The following is a 16,039-nucleotide window of genomic DNA, read 5'->3' on the forward strand; positions in this document are numbered from 1 at the left end:
ATGCATCTGGGTTTGTTTTTGCTCGCGGCGGGCCACCATGCTGCGGGCTGGCGCTTTCCCGGCGCTGAATCGGGAACGGAGAATTTCGAGCTGATCACGCGCATGGCGCGCGAGGCCGAGGCGGCGAAGTTCGACATGGTGTTCTTTGGCGACCGGCTGGTGACCAGCAAGGACGCGCATCCTTCAATGATCACGCGTCCCGATCCGCTGGTGGTGCTCTCGGCGCTGGCGGTGCAGACGCGCCGCATCGGTCTGGCGGCGACGGCCTCCACGACCTACAGCGATCCGTTCACCCTCGCGCGTTCGCTGGCCTCCATCGATCTGTTGAGTCAGGGCCGCGCGGCCTGGAACATCGTCACCACGGTGCAGGACGGCTCGGGCAACTTCAGCCGCACGCTGCATCCGGAATCGAGCGAGCGTTACACGATCGCCGAGGAGTTCGTGCAGGTGGTCAAGGGCCTGTGGCGTTCATGGGATGCCGACCCCTATGTGCGCGACAAGGAGGCGGGCGTCTACATCGACGCAGCCAAGCTGCATGAGCTCAACCACGCGGGCCACTACTTTCAGGTGAAGGGACCGCTCAACGTCACGCGCAGCAGCCAGGGTGAGCCGGTGCTGATTCAGGCCGGATCGTCGGGGCCTGGCCAGAAGCTGGGCGCGCGCCATGGCGAGGTGATTTTCACCGCGCAGCAGGATCTGGCGGCGGCGCGGGAGTTCTACGGGCAGCTCAAGCGGCAGGTGGGCGAAGCGGGCAGAGATCCGTCGCAGGTGAAGGTGATGCCGGGGCTCATGCCCATCGTCGCGAGAACGGCGGCCGAGGCGCGCGACAAGCTGGCGACGCTGCAGTCGTTCACGGATCAGAGCAAGGCGCACCACATGCTCTCTGTGGAACTGGACTTCGACCTGAGCGGCGCCGATCTCGATGCGCCGGTGCCGGATCTTCCACTGGGCGACGGTGGATTCAGCCGCCGCGGACTGCTGCTCCGAATCGCGAAGGAACAGCGGCTCACGCTGCGCGAGCTCTATCACCATGTTGCGAGCAGCCGTGGACACCAGGTCGTGACCGGCACCGCCGAGCAGATCGCGGATCACATGCAGCACTGGGTGGATGCGGGAGCGGCGGACGGTTTCAACATCATGCCGGCCTGCTTTCCTTCCGGCTTCGAGGAGTTTGCGCGCGAGGTCGTTCCGATCCTGCAGGAGCGCGGTCAATTTCGCCGCGACTATGCGGCGAGCACGCTGCGTGGGCATCTCGGGCTGGCGCAGCCCGTGTGACACAGCCAGTGTGACGCAGCGCTGGGGTCAGTCCCGCTTGCGCGCCAGCAGCATCGAATCGCCGTAGCTGAAGAAGCGGTACTGCTGCGCGATCGCGTGCCGGTACAGGCCCATGATGTGCTCGTAGCCGGCAAAGGCGCTCACCAGCATCATCAGCGTGCTTTTTGGCAGGTGGAAGTTGGTGACGAGCATGTCCACCACCTGGTACTGGAATCCCGGAGTGATGAAGATGTTGGTGTCGCCCGAGAGGTTGCCGGACTTGGCCCAGGACTCCAGCGTGCGCACGGTGGTCGTGCCCACGGCGATGATGCGTCCGCCACGCTGGCGGGTGCGCTCCAGGGCCGCCAGCGTGGTGAACGGAATGCTGTACCACTCGCTGTGCATCACGTGCTCGGAGAGGTTCTCGGTCTTCACGGGCTGAAAGGTGCCCGCGCCCACGTGCAGCGTGACGCTGGCGCGTTCGACACCGCGTGCCGCCAGCCGCTCGAGCACGGATTGATCAAAGTGCAGCGCGGCCGTCGGAGCCGCCACCGCGCCGGGCTTGGCGGCGAAAACGGTCTGGTAGCGCTCGCTGTCCTCGGCCTCGTCGGGATCTTCGCCGGTGCTCTGCTGGCGCTCGATGTAGGGCGGCAGCGGCAGGTGGCCGTGCTGCTCCATCAGCTCGTAGGGCGTCTCGCCGTTCGGGCCGGTGAAGGCGACGTGAAAGAGCTGTCCGTTCTCATCGGGCCAGCGGCCGAGCAGCACCGCGTCGAAGCCGCCGTTCGCCAGACCTCCGCACAGGTGCATGCGACCGCCGATCAGCGGCTTTTTGCTCACGCGCATGTGGACCACGACCTCGTTGCCCTGCAGCACGCGCTCGACCAGAAGCTCGAGCTTGCCGCCGCTTGCCTTTTCGCCGAAGAGGCGGGCCTTGAGCACGCGCGTGTCGTTGAAGACCAGCAGATCGCCGGGCTCGAGCAGGTCGGGCAGCTCGTTGAAGATGCGGTCCACGGGCGTGCTCACGCGGCCGTCGAGCAGGCGCGAGGCGCTGCGCACGGCGGTCGGGTGTTGTGCAATCAGGGATTCGGGGAGGTCGAAGTCGAAGTCGCTCAGGTTGAATTCGCGACGGGTTGCCGTGGCCGATGCGTCGGCGGGGAGGCTGCTGGAAGAGATAGGTGACATGGCTGGCGGGGAAGCGTTCAGCTCGTGAGGGAGCGGGGCTTGACAGGCCTGAACGGGTCCAATGGGTAACTGACTACTTGCTGGGGCCGTATTTTAGAACGTGCTCGAAGGCCGGGGCGATGAAGCGGAATTGCGGCAGCTTGTGCGCCGATCAGCGTGCAAGGCGCGTCGTATCATGAAAAACATGGCGCAGACGTGATAGCCTTTTGCCCCCGTACCTGCCAACCCGTTCAAACCGATAGCGAACCACGCCGACATGCCGGCCTCTTCTTCCTCCTCACCGTCATCTTCGAGCCCGAAAAAGGCCGAGCTGAGCGCGCCCCAGAAGGCGATGCACAAGCTCGGACTGGTGCGCGACATCGATCTGGCGCTGCACCTGCCGCACCGCTATGAGGACGAGACCCGCATCACGCCCATCCGCAATGCGCGGGATGGCGAGCCGGCGCAGATCGAGGGCGTGGTGGTGTCCAGCGAAATCCAGATGCGTCCGCGCCGTCAGCTGGTGGTGCGGCTGGACGACGGGACGGGAGAGTGCGAACTGCGCTTTTTCAGCTTCTACCCATCGCATCAGAAGACGATGGCGGTGGGCGAGCGCATCCGCGCGCGCGGCGAGGTCAAGGGCGGGTTCTGGGGGCGGCAGATGCTGCACCCGGTGTTTCGCAAGGCGGAGGGTGAACTGCCCGCCGCGCTGACGCCGGTCTATCCCACGGTCGCGCAGCTGCCCCAGGCCTATCTGCGCCGCGCCGTGGCCAGCGGCCTGCGCCGCGCCGAACTCTCCGAGACGCTCGGTCCCCATCTGCCGCCCGCGCCGGTCGCGCTGCGCGGAGCCAAGGGCTTCGAGCCGCTTTGGAGTCTCAGCGACTCCCTGTTCTTCCTGCACCACCCCACGCCTGACGTGGCGCTGGCCACGCTGGAGGATCACACCCACCCCGCCTGGCAGCGCCTCAAGGCGGAGGAACTGCTTGCGCAGCAGCTCTCGCAGCTCACCGCCAAAAGAGAGCGCGCGCGACTGCGCTCGCCGCAACTCATGCCCGCACCGGATGCGAGCGCGCTGCATGAGCAGCTTCAGGCTGTTTTGCCGTTTGACCTGACCGCTGCGCAGCGCCGCGTGTGTGAAGAGATCTTCGGTGACCTCGCCAAGGCCACGCCGATGCACCGACTGCTGCAGGGCGATGTCGGCTCGGGCAAGACCGTGGTGGCCGCCATGGCCGCGGCGATCTGCATGGATGCCGGATGGCAGTGCGCTCTCATGGCGCCGACCGAAATCCTCGCGGAGCAGCATTTCTCCAAGCTCATCGGCTGGATCGAACCGCTGCTGGCAAGCCGCGGCAAGCGCGTGGCCTGGCTGGCGGGCGGGCAGAAGAAGAAGGAGCGCGCGCAAATGCTCTCAATGGTCGAGAGTGGCGAAGCGGCCCTGGTTGTTGGTACACATGCAGTCATTCAGGAGCAGGTGCACTTCAAGAATCTGGCGCTGGCGGTGATTGACGAACAACACCGCTTCGGCGTGGCCCAGCGGCTGGCGCTCAGGCAGAAGCTCAAGGGCATGGGAATGGAGCCGCACATGCTGATGATGAGTGCAACTCCTATTCCAAGGACCTTGGCGATGAGCTACTTTGCGGACCTCGATGTCTCCACGATCGACGAATTGCCCCCGGGCCGTACGCCGATCGTGACCAAGGTGATCTCCGACAGCCGCAAGGACCAGGTGATCGAGCGCATCGCCATGCAGGTAGCGGAGGGGCGGCAAGTCTATTGGGTGTGTCCATTGATTGAGGAAAGCGAGGCGCTGGATCTCTCCAATGCCACGGCCACGCACGTTGAACTCAGCGAAGCGTTGCCTGGCGTCAAGGTGGGCCTATTGCATTCCCGAATGCCCGCTATTGAAAAGAAAAACGTGATGGGAGAATTCAAGGGCGGTACGATGGGCGTGTTGGTCAGCACTACGGTGATCGAGGTGGGTGTCGACGTGCCGAACGCATCGCTGATGGTGATTGAACATGCCGAGCGATTTGGGCTGTCCCAGCTGCACCAGCTCAGAGGCCGAGTGGGCCGGGGGGCGGCAGCTTCGGCATGTGTGTTACTTTATTCAACTGGTGAAAGCGGACGTTTGGCGCAAACGGCTCGCGAAAGGCTCAAGGCCATGGCGGAAACCAATGATGGTTTCGAGATCGCCAGACGGGACTTGGAGATTCGCGGACCGGGAGAACTGTTGGGAGCGCGCCAATCCGGTGACGCTTTGTTACGATTTGCTGATTTATCTATCGATGCCGATTTGTTGAGTTGGGCTCGCAATGCTGCACCGCAAATGCTGGATGAGTATCCGGCGTTGTCCGAGCGGCATGTGGCGCGTTGGTTGGGAAGCAAATCGGATTTTTTGAAAGCCTAGCCTCGTCGGCAGCTTCGATATTTTTGGTTTTCAGGTACTTGTATGAAGTTGATATTTTTCTGAAGCGACGCGAGTCTTTTTAAATAGCCATTGTTGCGCACTGTTTCGGTGCCGATAGATGCAAAAAGCCGCGGATTCCAATTGTTTGGAGTCGCTTAATTGTTTTTGCGGTTTGCATGGAATTCGCGCACACGATACTGTCGGCAGCGCCGCAGTGCAAAATGTTGTATGGCCTTGCAGGAAATCACATGACCCTCACAGAACTCAAATATATCGTCGCAGTAGCCCGGGAGAAGCACTTTGGTCGCGCGGCCGACGCGTGCTATGTCTCCCAGCCCACCTTGTCCGTCGCGGTCAAGAAACTGGAAGACGAACTGGAAATCAAGCTGTTCGAGCGCAGTGCCGGTGATGTGTCCGTCACGCCGCTGGGCGAACAGATCGTCCGTCAGGCGCAAAGCGTCCTGGAACAGGCCGCCGCGATCAAGGAAATCGCCAAGCGCGGCAAGGATCCACTTGCTGGCGCACTGACGCTCGGCGTGATCTATACCGTCGGCCCCTATCTTCTGCCGGAACTGGTGCGTCACGCTATTGCGCGCACACCCCAGATGCCTTTGATGCTGCAGGAAAACTTCACCGCTAAGCTGCTGGAAATGCTGCGCACCGGTGAAATCGACTGCGCCATCATGGCCGAACCCTTCCCGGACACGGGTCTTGCTCTGGCTCCTCTCTATGACGAGCCCTTCATGGCCGCCGTGCCCGCCAGCCACCCATTGGCCGAAAAGCCCTATGTGTCGGCCTCGGAACTCAAGAACGAGACCATGCTGCTGCTGGGCGCAGGCCACTGCTTCCGCGACCACGTGCTGGAAGTCTGCCCTGAGTTCGCCCGCTACGCGAGCAACTCCGAAGGCATCCGCCGCACGTTCGAAGGCTCTTCGCTCGAAACGATCAAGCACATGGTGTCCGCCGGCATGGGCGTGACGCTGGTGCCTCGTCTGTCGGTGCCGCGCGATGCGCTGATCACCACATCGCGCCGTCGCAAGAGCGATGATGCGCACATCCGCTACCTGCCCATCAAGGAAGAAGATGGAGGTGGTCCTCCAATGCGCCGCGTCGTGCTCGCATGGCGCCGCAGCTTCACCCGCTACGAAGCCATTGCTGCACTGCGCAATGCCGTGTTCGCCTGCGAACTGCCTGGCGTGACCCGCTTGTCCTGAGCGACCAACCCAGCCACTGCGACGCAAATTGGCGCTGATCGGAGGATCAGCGCCTTTTTCGTTTCTGGCGCAGGCTTGTCTGCCCAATCAGCGCAAGCAGTGGGGAGACCTTTCTCCTGCTGCGCAGTGACGGCACTGCATGGCGTATAAACGTCGGGCCGCACTCCGGTGACGGCGCCTGCTTCCATTCACTGAATTCTCGAAACCTGCATGTCCGCCGTCGCACCCCGCTCACGCCTGTCCCTGTATCTGGACCTGGTCCGCTTCAATCGTCCCGCGGGCTGGCTCGTGCTGGTCTGGCCCACGCTGGTGGCGCTGTGGGTGGCGGCGGACGGCTTTCCGGGCTGGCATCTGCTGATCGTGTTCGTGCTTGGCACGGTGCTGATGCGCAGCGCGGGCTGCTGCATCAACGACATCGCCGATCGTGATTTTGACAAGCATGTGAAGCGCACCAAGGCCCGCCCGATCACCAGTGGGCAGGTCTCGGTCTTCGAGGCATCCATGCTCGGCGTGGTGCTGGCGCTCGTCTCGCTGGGGCTCGTGCTCACCACGCGCTGGGAGGCAGTGGCGTGGTCGGTGCCCGCCGTGCTGTTCACGATTCTCTATCCGTTCACCAAGCGCTTCTTCGCGATGCCGCAGGCGTTTCTCGGCATTGCCTTCAACTTCGGCATCGTGATCGCGTTCGCCGCCGTGATCGGCGAAGTGCCGGTGACCGCGTGGCTGCTCTGGACGGCCAACATGTTCATGGTGCTCGCCTACGACACCGAATACGCGATGGTCGACCGCGACGATGACCTCAAGATCGGCATGAAGACCTCGGCGATCACGCTGGGCCGCTTTGACGTGGCGGGCATCATGCTGTTCTTCGCGCTGTGCTGGGGCCTCACGGCCGTGGCGATCGCGCCGTATCACCTGGGCTGGCCGTTCTGGCTCGGCATGGCGGTGGCGGCGGCGCAGATGGTCTGGCACTACACGCTGATCCGCAACCGCACGCGCGAGGGCTGCTTCATCGCCTTCAGCAAGAGCCACTGGATGGGCGTTTCCATCTTCGTCGGCACCGTGCTGGGATTTGCATTGCGCTGATTTGCCCTCACATGGGAGTGCATCATGACTGACACCACTGCATTTCATTCGCCCGATCAACTGGCCGCCGCTGCGGGGCTGGCCTCGCTCAAGGCATCGCCGCGCATGCCCGTGCTGTTTCTTGGGCACGGCAGCCCGATGAACGCGATCGAGGACAACGAATACCGCCGCAGCTGGCAGGCGCTCGGCGAGACGCTGCTTGCGCGCCACGGGAGGCCGCAGATGATTCTGTGCATCTCGGCGCACTGGCTCACGCGCCATGAGTGGGCCCTGACCGGCATGGCCGAGCCGCGCACGATCCATGATTTCGGCGGTTTCCCGCAGGAGCTGTTCGCCCAGCAGTACCCGGCGCCGGGCGCGCCTGCGGTGGCGCGCGAACTGGCCGCGCGGCTCGATGCGCCTGCGCTCGACCGCCCGGTGCTCGTCGACGAATCCGAATGGGGACTGGACCACGGCACCTGGAGCGTGCTCAAGCCCATGTTCCCGGGCGCCGACATTCCCGTCGTGCAGTTGAGTCTGGTCTACAGCCGACCGGCGGCGGAACACTTCGCGCTCGGCCAGCAATTGCAGGCGTTGCGCGAGCAGGGCGTGCTGATCGTGGGGAGCGGCAACATCGTGCACAACCTGCGCGCGATGCAGCCGGGCGCGGCCCCCAACCAGGCCTATGACTGGGCCATCGAGTTCGACCAGCATGTGGCCGGGCGCATCGAGGCGGGCAACCTGCAGGCGCTCGCCCGTTTTCAGGAACTCGGCCGCGTCGCCCAGATGGCGCATCCCACGTTCGATCACTATCTGCCGCTGCTGCACGCCGCAGGCGCGGTGCACGAGGGGGAGGCGCCGCGCTTCTTCAATGGCGATTTCCAGATGGCCGCGATCTCCATGCGCTCGGCGATCTGGGGTGATGCCTGAGAGCGTCAACACGCCCTGAAGGAAACAGCCGTATCGGAGTGAAAAACCCGGCCTCAGGTCACATGAAATGGCGCTGGCTCGACTACATTGAATCGTTCGTGCTATGTCATTTCAACATCAATGGGGTACAGCTATGGAACAGAACGTCGTCCTTTTGAGCTTCGCGGATGAGAGCAAGGCCTATCAGGCACTGTCTGAATTGAAGGGGGCGGTCGCCTCCGGCAAGGTGCAACTGCAGAACGCTGCCGTGGTGCAGCGCGCCATGGATGGCACCTTCTCCGTGAAGGATGGAGCCACCGACGGCGGCGCGGCGAGCGGCCCGCTCACCGGCACGCTGGTGGGATCGCTGATCGGCATGCTCGCCGGTCCGCTGGGCGTGCTGCTGGGCGGCGTCTATGGCGCGCTCGTGGGCAGCGCGGTGTCGGCCGACAAGCTGCAGGACCGCGCGAGCGTGCTCGATCAGATGATGCGCGCGATGCCGCCGGGCTCGACCACGCTGATCGCCACCGTGGGAGAGGACTCGACTCAGGCCGTCAACGGCATCTCCGACCAGCTTGGCGGCGTGGTGCTGCGCCGTCCGCTGGCCGTGGTGCAGGAAGAGGTGGCCGCTCAGGAAGAGGCGGCGATCGCCGCCGCTCAGGAAGCACGCCGCGTGCTGCGCGAGAAGAAGAGCGCCGAATGGCACGGCAAGCTGGAAGACTGGAAGGACGACGTGGGCGAGAGTCTCACCAAGCTCAAGACCAGCATCCAGAACGCCTTCAGCTCGAAGAAGTCCTGATTTCCCGGAGCGGCGGCTTGTCCGCCGCCGGTCAGCCGCCGAACAGACGCTTGAGCCATCCGCCTTTTTTGGCGGATCCGCCGTTCTTGCGCTCCAGAATCTCGCCGTGAATGCGGCGGTAGAAGCTGGAATCCGGAGACATCGAGATGGCGATCTGGATGTGCTTGAGCGCCTCGTCGTGGCGGCCGTAGATCTCGGACAGCAGATTGGCGAGGTCGCCGCGCGCCCAGTGGTAGTCGTCGTGCGTGGTGACGGTGCGCTCCATCCACTGCAGCGCCTCGGGGAATTTTTCCTGACGGCGCAGCGACATTCCCATCATCTGACCGAACTCCGGGCGCGCGTGCGCGTCCTTGGCGAGCGGCTCGACCAGCTCGATCAGCTCCTCGCTCCTGCGATCATGGAACAGCAGCCAGCCGAGCTTGACCGTGCCCTCATGGTCGCCCGAGAGCTTGTCCAGCTCCCAGCGAAAGCGCTGCGCGTTCGTGGTGTCGCCCAGCCGGTAGCAGCTCTCGATCAGTCCGCTCAGCACCCAGTCCCAATGCGGTTCGCGGCGATAGAGCTGCAGCCATTCATCCACGGCCTCCTGATGGCGCTCCAGCATCTGCAGCGTCTGGGCGCGGTTCATCTGCACGTCGTTGCGTTCGCCGATGATGCGGCGGGCCCGGTCGAGATGAAGGATGGCGCGCTCGTAATCCTTTTGCTGGTAGAGCGCGGTGCCCGCGTTGTAGGCGAGCTGGCCGTTGTCGGGATTGGCCAGCGCGCCGCTGTGCCATAGATCGGCGGCCTCCTCGCGGCGGCCCAGAGCGCCGAGCAGCGCCGCCGCGTTGACATGGCCGCGCATGTTCTGCGGATCGAGCGCGATGGCCTGGTGGTAGTCCAGCAGGGCCTCGTTGGCGCGTTCGTTTTCCTGATGGATCCAGCCGCGCGCGATGTGCAATCGGGCATCGCCGGGCAGACTGCGGATGGCTTCGTCGAGTCTGGCGACGGCCTGCGTGGTCTGCCCTTCGGCGTCCATGCGCGCGGCCTGCGTGGCGATGGCGAGCGCGCAGCGCGGATCAAGCTGCAGCGCGTGGGCGACGTCGCTGTCGCAGGCATCGGCCTCGCCCATCCGCCAATTCGCGCGTGCACGCATCGCAAAGGCCTGCGCGCTGCCGGGGCACCTTGCGACGGCACGCTCGGCGACTTCAAGCGCGGAGCTCCAGTGGTCGTTGTTGTCGGCGGCGAGGTATTCGTCGAGGAGTGGCTGCGGGAGAGCGGTCATGGATGCGGTCTTTCGATCTTCAGGGCGCCTTGGGCGCGGCCAGCGCGCTCAGGTCGTCGTTGCACGGCGAGGGCAGTTCGGCTTTGGGAATGTCGGTGCTGCCGCAACGCCATTTCTTGAGTTCGGTCTCGCCCTTGCGCTGCTTGAATTCAGGCCGCCAGACGAGGTGCTTGCCCAGAAGGCGGGCATGGCCAGCGTCCCCCGTATCTCCCGCATCGCCCGCCAGCGTGGCCATGATCGCGCCGTTGCGAGGGTCGAGCGAGAGTGCGGCGATGCCTTTCGGCATGGCGTTGAGGCCGAGCTCCTGCGCGTCGGCGGCGAAGCGCCCGGTGCGCGTGTAGTGCGCGGTGGCGAGCTGGGTGATGGGCTTGAAGGCGCGCACGATTTCGTTCACCGCCCTGCGCGCACTGGCGATCTCGGGGTGCTGGCGGTCCTGCACCCAACTGTGGATCGCGGTGGCCAGAATGAGGGCGGTCAGCAACGCGGTGACGCCGATGCTGAGGCCACTGGCCAGACGCCGCTTGCCCGCGCCGCGCGCCTCGCTCGATTGGATGAAGCGGCGGATGCGCTCCGGATCGGCATGGCGCCGCACCACGTAGCTGCCGGTGAGCACGTTGTGCGCGCCCTGCTCGCCGAACACGATGCGGTCGACCCAGTGAAAGACGAAGGGCAGGCCCAGATTCGCGAGGTATTTGAGCAACTGCCGCAGCGTGGCGCGAACGAGTCCGGGCCGCTTTCCGGAGGGGCCGCGCACCTCGAGTCCGAACCAGCGCTTGCCGGGCGTGCCGCCCGCGCTGTCGAGCGCGCCGAGCAGGATGAAGGGCAGCAGCGGAATCGCGAGCAGCAACGGCAGAAGCACGGCGCTTGACCACGGGCTGTCACCGCCGACGCGCGACACCCACACGCTTGCGGCGATCAGCAGACCGGCGATGGCGATCAGCGCGACGAAATCGATGAGCGTGGCGACAAAGCGCGTCAGCCGATGCGGCTCGGCGGGGAGTTCGGGATCGAAGCGCGGGAGGTCAGCGGGAGCGGCGACGGCTGGTGCCGACGTGGTCGCGAGCAGGGGCCGTCTGCAGTTGAAGCATTCGGTGAAGCTGCTCGGGTTTTGCCAATTGCATTGGGGACACTGCATGTTGCGCCAGAGGGAGGGGCCGGTGCTGGGACATGCAGTGTATGGGAAAAACTATTTATTTTCCAAATTCGATTGCCAATTCCTGCGCCCGCTTTTCTGCGGCGCGCATGGCGGCGATGAAGTGCTCGGGCACCTTCTGCTCTTGCATGTGGGTGATGGCGGCGTGCGTGGTGCCGCCCTTGCTGGTCACGCGCTGGCGCAGCACCTCGGGCGTTTCGCTCGAACGGGCCGCGAGTTCCGCGCCGCCCTGGAAGGTGGCGACGGCGAGCTGGTAGGCCTGATCGGCGGGCAGGCCCATGTCGGTGCCGGCCTTGGCCATGGCCTCGAGGAACAGGAACACATAGGCAGGGCCGGAGCCGGAAATGGCGGTCACGGCGTCGAGCTGGTCCTCGGCCTTCACCCAGATGAACTGGCCGGTGGAGCTGATCACCTGCTCAATCAGCAGCTTCTCGTCGGTGGTCACCGCCGCGCGGGCGAACAGGCCGGTGATGCCCTTGCCGACAAGCGCGGGCGTGTTGGGCATGGCGCGCACGATGCGGTCGCTCGCGAGCCAGGCGGCGATGCTGTCGCTGGTGATGCCGGCGGCGATGCTCAGGTGCACGGCCTGACGGGCGTGTTCGGCGCTGGCGGTGGCCGCATCCTTGAAGGTCTGGGGCTTGACGGCCCAGACCACGAGGCGCGCCTTGGCGAGCGCAGCGGTGGCGGCCGGCAGGGCGTCGATGCCGAAGTGCTTCTTCAGGTTGGCGCGTGCCTCGTCCCAGGGCTCGACCACGAGGATCTGCGATGCGGGAACGCCCTTGGCGATCAGGCCGCCGATGATGGCGGTGGCCATGTTGCCGCCGCCGATGAAGGCGATGACGGGAAGCTGGATGGAGTCGGTGGAAGTTGCGGACATGGCTTTGCTGGGTGTGATCGAAGGGATGCGTGATGTGCGGGTGACGCGCCGGTGATCCGAGGTTGATGCGCGGTTGGTGGGCACTATACGCCGGGGGCCATAGTGAATTGTTCGGTTTTGCAGCGCGGCAGCTCCGCGAGCGCGATGAATTGGGTGACCTCGGCGGGGTTGAAGTTGTTGTCGCTCACCAGCAGCAGCACCCGTTCGCCGTTCGTGAGCGGCGGCCCCCAGGTCATGCCCTCCAGGTTGTCGACGCTGCGAAGCCCGAGCCGTGCGAAGTCCAGCACCAGCGTCTTGCGGGCGGTGCGCGAGCTGTCGGGAGGAATGCGGTGCAGGTTCAGCACATCGGTGGTGGCCGACTCGCGGATGTCGATGCGATACAGCTTTGCGCCCCAGCCCTCGCCAAGCGAGAACGAGCGTTCGAGCACCAGCAGATGATCCGGGCCGTCGGCGAGGATGTCGCTCACGCCGTTGACCGCGCGTTGCGGCAGCAGGGCGATCGATGCGGGCAGGGCATCGGGCTGGCAGGCGATCTGGCGCAGGGGCTGGTGCGAGTGGGCGTCGAGCGCGGTGATGCGCACGGGCGCGCCCGCATCGCCAGGCGTGGGCATGGCACCGTCCTGCTTGAGCGCGCCTTCCATGGCCAGCCAGAGCGTGCGCGCGTCGGGGCTGAAGGCCATGCCTTCCAATGTGAAGCCGTTGCGCGGGCCGCTGTTCCTGGCGATCTGCGTGAGCGATTCGGGCAGCGGCCAGCGGCGCAGCCAATGCCCATCGCTGCGGATCTCGTTGAGCTCGGGGCCGAAGCCGCGTGGAAAATCACCCTCGCTGGCCCAGAGCAGGCGATCGCTTCCCGGCACGGCGCGCATGGCTTCGGCGTCCGGCACCGCGACGCCCTTGCTGGGCTGTTGCGCGTTGGCGTAAGGCCGCTGCTCGGGGTCGAGCAAAGTGTGCATGCCGCTCAGCCAAACGTGCTGCAGGCCGCGCTCGTCGTACTGCATTCGCGCTGAGTAAAAGCGCGCAGGGCCGTTCACGGCGCGGTCGTCGCTCACCAGCCAGAACACTCCGCGCCCGGCATCCCAGTCGATGGACGAGAGCCCACCGACGGGCACGCCGCCGTAGGCGGTATCGACGTCCCAGCGCACCTCGCCGAGCAGCCGAAAGCGCGGGGCAGCGTGTTTGTCACCGTCGGACGTGACCTCGCAGCGCGTGGTCTGGTGCGCCGGCATCGCCACGGGCGCGGAGCCGCTGCAGGCCGTCAGCAGCGTGGCCGTGAACGTGAGTACGCAGGCGATGCGAAATGGCACGGTGAGCGTGCGCATGAAGAGGCGGGGCCGTGGGCGCGAAAGAATCGTCCGGTGTTCCATCGACCGCGGGCCTGCGGCATTCGCATAGAAAGAAGAGGAATCTGGCATGAAAGAGACTTCACTGGGGAGGCTGCCGCCTTGTTCCAATTGGCAACGTCTTTTGCGTCGAGCGGGGTGAATTGTTCACATTCTCAGGGCCTATGTGTCACAAGGACTGAGTAGCATTTTGCCGGGACCGCCGAAGCACGGAACTTTCGTCTGTACAGACGATGAAATTCGGGCGCGGCAGTGCAAGAGTGAGAAGTTTATTGATACAAAAGGAATGGATATGGCATCCAACATCAAGAAATGGGCTGCTGAATTTATCGGCACTTTCTGGCTGACTTTCGGCGGTTGCGGCAGCGCTGTGCTGGCTGCGGCGTTTCCCAACGTGGGCATCGGCCTGCTGGGCGTGTCGTTCGCGTTCGGCCTGACGGTGCTGACGGGTGCCTACGCGCTTGGCCCGATCTCGGGCGGGCACTTCAACCCGGCCGTGTCCGTGGGCCTGATGGTCGGCGGGCGCTTCAAGGCGTCTGAACTGCCGGGCTACATCATCGCCCAAGTGCTCGGCGCGATTGCGGCAGGTGCGGTGCTGTACGTGATCGCCACCGGCAAGCCGGGCGCCGACATCGGCGGCTTCGCGACCAACGGCTTCGGCGAGCACTCGCCCGGTGGCTACTCGATGGTGGCGGCGCTCGTGGCCGAAGTGGTGCTGACCGCGATCTTCGTGATCGTGATTCTGGGCGCGACCGCCAAGCGCGCGGCTGGCGGCTTTGCCGGCGTGGCGATCGGCCTGTGCCTGACGCTGATCCACCTGATCTCGATCCCGGTCACCAACACCTCGGTGAACCCCGCCCGCAGCACCGGTGTGGCCGTGTTCGGTCCGTCCATCGCGATGTCGCAGCTGTGGTTCTTCTGGGTGATGCCCATCGTTGGCGCCATCATCGGTGCGGTGATCTACAAGGCGTTTCTGGCGGACTCCAACGAGTAAGCAGTCGGCCGTCGCAGCGGCTTGCTGCGATCCACAAAACAAAAAGAGATGGGGCCTCGCGGCTCCATCTCTTTTTTTGTTCTGGCGAGGTGTTGTTCTTAATCCGCCGTGGTCTGGCGCACCGCATGCTCCCATTGCTGCATCAGCTCGGCTGCGCGGTCGCGCTGCATGGTCGGCATGAAGCGGCGCTCTGCCTTCCACAGCGCCGAGAGCTCCTCTGTGCTCCGGTACATGCCCGATGACAGTCCCGCGAGATAGGCCGCGCCGAGTGCGGTGGTCTCCACGCAGGCGGGGCGCACCACCGGGATGCCGAGCAGATCGGCCTGGAACTGCATCAGCAGATTGTTCACGCTCGCGCCGCCGTCCACGCGCAGTTCGGTGACGGGCGCGCCGCCGGCGGCCACGGCATCGCGGCTCATGGCCTGCAGCAGGGCGGCGCTTTGGTAGGCGATGGATTCCAGCGCGGCGCGCGCGATGTGCGCGAGCGTCGTGCCGCGCGTGAGGCCGGTGATCGTGCCGCGCGCATCGGGCTTCCAGTAGGGCGCGCCGAGGCCGGTGAACGCGGGCACCAGCATCACGCCGCCGCTGTCGGGCACGCTTTCGGCGAGCGACTGCACTTCGCCGCTGTTCTCGATGGCGCGCAGGCCGTCGCGCAGCCATTGCACGACCGCGCCGCCGACGAACACGCTGCCCTCCATCGCGAACTCGGGGCGCGTGTGGGTCTGCGCGGCGCTGGTGGTGAGCAGGCCGTTCTGCGAGGTCTGGAAGGTGTGGCCCGTGTGCATGAGCATGAAGCAGCCCGTGCCGTAGGTGTTCTTGGCCATCCCGGCGGAGAAGCAGGCCTGGCCGAACAGCGCGCTCTGCTGGTCGCCCGCGACGCCGCCGATGTTGATGCCGCTGCCGAACAGCGCATCGTTCGTCGCGCCGAAATCGGCGCTCGATGGCAGCACCTCGGGCATCAGCGAGCGCGGGATGTTCAGCCGCGCGAGCAGCTCGTCGTCCCACTCGTTCGTATGCACGTTGAACAGCATCGTGCGCGAGGCGTTGCTCACGTCCGTCACATGGCGCTGGCCCGCGGTGAGCTGCCAGATGAGCCACGCGTCGACGGTGCCGAAGGCGAGCTCCCCGCGTTCGGCCTGCGCGCGCGCGTCGGGCACGTTGTCGAGCAGCCATTGCAGCTTGGTGCCCGAAAAATAGGCGTCGATCAGCAGCCCCGTCTTGGCCTGGATGGTCTCTGCCATGCCCTGCTCGCGCAACTGGGCGCAGATGGGTTCGGCGCGGCGGTCCTGCCAGACGATGGCGTTGTGGATCGGAGCGCCGGTCCTGCGGTTCCACAGCACGGTGGTCTCGCGCTGGTTGGTGATGCCGATGGAGCGGATGTCGCGGGCGGTGATGCCCGCCTTCGTGAGCGCCTCTTGGGCGGTCGCGAGCTGGGTGTTCCAGATCTCCGTGGGGCTGTGTTCGACCCAGCCGGGACGCGGGTAGATCTGCGGCAGTTCGCGCTGCGCGAGGGCCACGATCCGGCCTTTGTGGTCGAACACGATGCTGCGCGAGCTGGAGGTGCCTTGGTCGAGTGCGAGGAGGTACGAGGTCATGGTGTGCGTGATG

General features: G+C 65.3%; 13 protein-coding genes. 7 read left to right on the forward strand and 6 right to left on the reverse strand.

Annotated elements, in window-relative coordinates:
• The gene (locus tag ISG32_RS00375; RefSeq protein WP_194769057.1) at positions 1-1,275 is read left to right on the forward strand and encodes an LLM class flavin-dependent oxidoreductase; all 1,275 of its coding nucleotides are present in this window, start codon (positions 1-3) and stop codon (positions 1,273-1,275) included.
• A gap of 27 nt (positions 1,276-1,302) precedes the next feature.
• Here ISG32_RS00375 and queA read toward each other — a convergent pair whose 3' ends face one another.
• Positions 1,303-2,436, reverse strand: coding sequence for a tRNA preQ1(34) S-adenosylmethionine ribosyltransferase-isomerase QueA (gene queA / locus ISG32_RS00380; RefSeq protein WP_194769058.1), 1,134 nt, complete (start codon positions 2,434-2,436; stop codon positions 1,303-1,305).
• 256 nt (positions 2,437-2,692) lie between these two features.
• Here queA and recG point away from each other — a divergent pair, with 256 nt between their 5' ends.
• The 5 genes from recG to ISG32_RS00405 all read left to right on the forward strand — a co-directional run bounded on the left by recG (position 2,693) and on the right by ISG32_RS00405 (position 8,806).
• On the forward strand, positions 2,693-4,822 hold the full coding sequence (gene recG, locus ISG32_RS00385; RefSeq protein ID WP_194769059.1) for an ATP-dependent DNA helicase RecG: 2,130 nt from the start codon (positions 2,693-2,695) through the stop codon (positions 4,820-4,822).
• Between the two features lie 248 nt (positions 4,823-5,070).
• Entirely contained in the window at positions 5,071-6,036 is a 966-nt protein-coding gene (locus tag ISG32_RS00390) for a LysR substrate-binding domain-containing protein (protein ID WP_194769060.1), read from the forward strand.
• A 210-nt stretch (positions 6,037-6,246) separates the two neighbouring features.
• The gene (gene ubiA, locus ISG32_RS00395) at positions 6,247-7,119 is read left to right on the forward strand and encodes a 4-hydroxybenzoate octaprenyltransferase (protein WP_194769061.1); all 873 of its coding nucleotides are present in this window, start codon (positions 6,247-6,249) and stop codon (positions 7,117-7,119) included.
• A 24-nt stretch (positions 7,120-7,143) separates the two neighbouring features.
• Positions 7,144-8,028 carry a 4,5-DOPA-extradiol-dioxygenase gene (ygiD, locus tag ISG32_RS00400; protein WP_194769062.1) on the forward strand — a complete coding sequence of 295 codons (885 nt, stop codon included), beginning with the start codon at positions 7,144-7,146 and terminating at the stop codon, positions 8,026-8,028.
• Between the two features lie 133 nt (positions 8,029-8,161).
• Positions 8,162-8,806 carry a DUF1269 domain-containing protein gene (locus ISG32_RS00405; RefSeq protein WP_194769063.1) on the forward strand — a complete coding sequence of 215 codons (645 nt, stop codon included), beginning with the start codon at positions 8,162-8,164 and terminating at the stop codon, positions 8,804-8,806.
• A 31-nt stretch (positions 8,807-8,837) separates the two neighbouring features.
• On the opposite strand, the gene ISG32_RS00410 is transcribed toward ISG32_RS00405, so the two are convergent.
• The 4 genes from ISG32_RS00410 to ISG32_RS00425 form a co-directional block, all read right to left on the reverse strand.
• On the reverse strand, positions 8,838-10,067 hold the full coding sequence (locus ISG32_RS00410) for a tetratricopeptide repeat protein (protein ID WP_194769064.1): 1,230 nt from the start codon (positions 10,065-10,067) through the stop codon (positions 8,838-8,840).
• 19 nt (positions 10,068-10,086) lie between these two features.
• The gene (locus ISG32_RS00415; protein WP_194769065.1) at positions 10,087-11,202 is read right to left on the reverse strand and encodes an RDD family protein; all 1,116 of its coding nucleotides are present in this window, start codon (positions 11,200-11,202) and stop codon (positions 10,087-10,089) included.
• A gap of 55 nt (positions 11,203-11,257) precedes the next feature.
• Positions 11,258-12,097, reverse strand: a complete 840-nt coding sequence (gene proC, locus ISG32_RS00420; protein ID WP_194769066.1) for a pyrroline-5-carboxylate reductase — start codon at positions 12,095-12,097, stop codon at positions 11,258-11,260.
• An 83-nt stretch (positions 12,098-12,180) separates the two neighbouring features.
• On the reverse strand, positions 12,181-13,509 hold the full coding sequence (locus tag ISG32_RS00425) for an esterase-like activity of phytase family protein (protein WP_228529509.1): 1,329 nt from the start codon (positions 13,507-13,509) through the stop codon (positions 12,181-12,183).
• Positions 13,510-13,729: 220 nt separating this feature from the next.
• Between ISG32_RS00425 and aqpZ the strand changes: the two genes are divergently transcribed.
• Positions 13,730-14,431, forward strand: a complete 702-nt coding sequence (aqpZ, locus tag ISG32_RS00430) for an aquaporin Z (protein WP_194769067.1) — start codon at positions 13,730-13,732, stop codon at positions 14,429-14,431.
• Positions 14,432-14,529: 98 nt separating this feature from the next.
• On the opposite strand, the gene glpK is transcribed toward aqpZ, so the two are convergent.
• A complete protein-coding gene (glpK, locus tag ISG32_RS00435) occupies positions 14,530-16,026 on the reverse strand; it encodes a glycerol kinase GlpK (RefSeq protein ID WP_194769068.1) in 1,497 nt (498 codons plus the stop codon).
• Positions 16,027-16,039: the final 13 nt, after the last annotated feature.

Source organism: Diaphorobacter caeni, assembly GCF_015354245.1.
Taxonomy (GTDB): domain Bacteria; phylum Pseudomonadota; class Gammaproteobacteria; order Burkholderiales; family Burkholderiaceae_C; genus Diaphorobacter_A; species Diaphorobacter_A caeni.

Coding starts and splice junctions, on each gene's coding strand:
- ubiA (WP_194769061.1), top strand. CDS start 6,247: ATGTCCGCCGTCGCACCCCGCTCACGCCTGTCCCTGTATCTGGACCTG.
- queA (WP_194769058.1), bottom strand. CDS start 2,436: ATGTCACCTATCTCTTCCAGCAGCCTCCCCGCCGACGCATCGGCCACG.
- aqpZ (WP_194769067.1), top strand. CDS start 13,730: ATGGCATCCAACATCAAGAAATGGGCTGCTGAATTTATCGGCACTTTC.
- glpK (WP_194769068.1), bottom strand. CDS start 16,026: ATGACCTCGTACCTCCTCGCACTCGACCAAGGCACCTCCAGCTCGCGC.
- ISG32_RS00405 (WP_194769063.1), top strand. CDS start 8,162: ATGGAACAGAACGTCGTCCTTTTGAGCTTCGCGGATGAGAGCAAGGCC.
- ISG32_RS00390 (WP_194769060.1), top strand. CDS start 5,071: ATGACCCTCACAGAACTCAAATATATCGTCGCAGTAGCCCGGGAGAAG.
- recG (WP_194769059.1), top strand. CDS start 2,693: ATGCCGGCCTCTTCTTCCTCCTCACCGTCATCTTCGAGCCCGAAAAAG.
- ISG32_RS00415 (WP_194769065.1), bottom strand. CDS start 11,202: ATGCAGTGTCCCCAATGCAATTGGCAAAACCCGAGCAGCTTCACCGAA.
- proC (WP_194769066.1), bottom strand. CDS start 12,097: ATGTCCGCAACTTCCACCGACTCCATCCAGCTTCCCGTCATCGCCTTC.
- ISG32_RS00425 (WP_228529509.1), bottom strand. CDS start 13,509: ATGCCAGATTCCTCTTCTTTCTATGCGAATGCCGCAGGCCCGCGGTCG.
- ygiD (WP_194769062.1), top strand. CDS start 7,144: ATGACTGACACCACTGCATTTCATTCGCCCGATCAACTGGCCGCCGCT.
- ISG32_RS00375 (WP_194769057.1), top strand. CDS start 1: ATGCATCTGGGTTTGTTTTTGCTCGCGGCGGGCCACCATGCTGCGGGC.
- ISG32_RS00410 (WP_194769064.1), bottom strand. CDS start 10,067: ATGACCGCTCTCCCGCAGCCACTCCTCGACGAATACCTCGCCGCCGAC.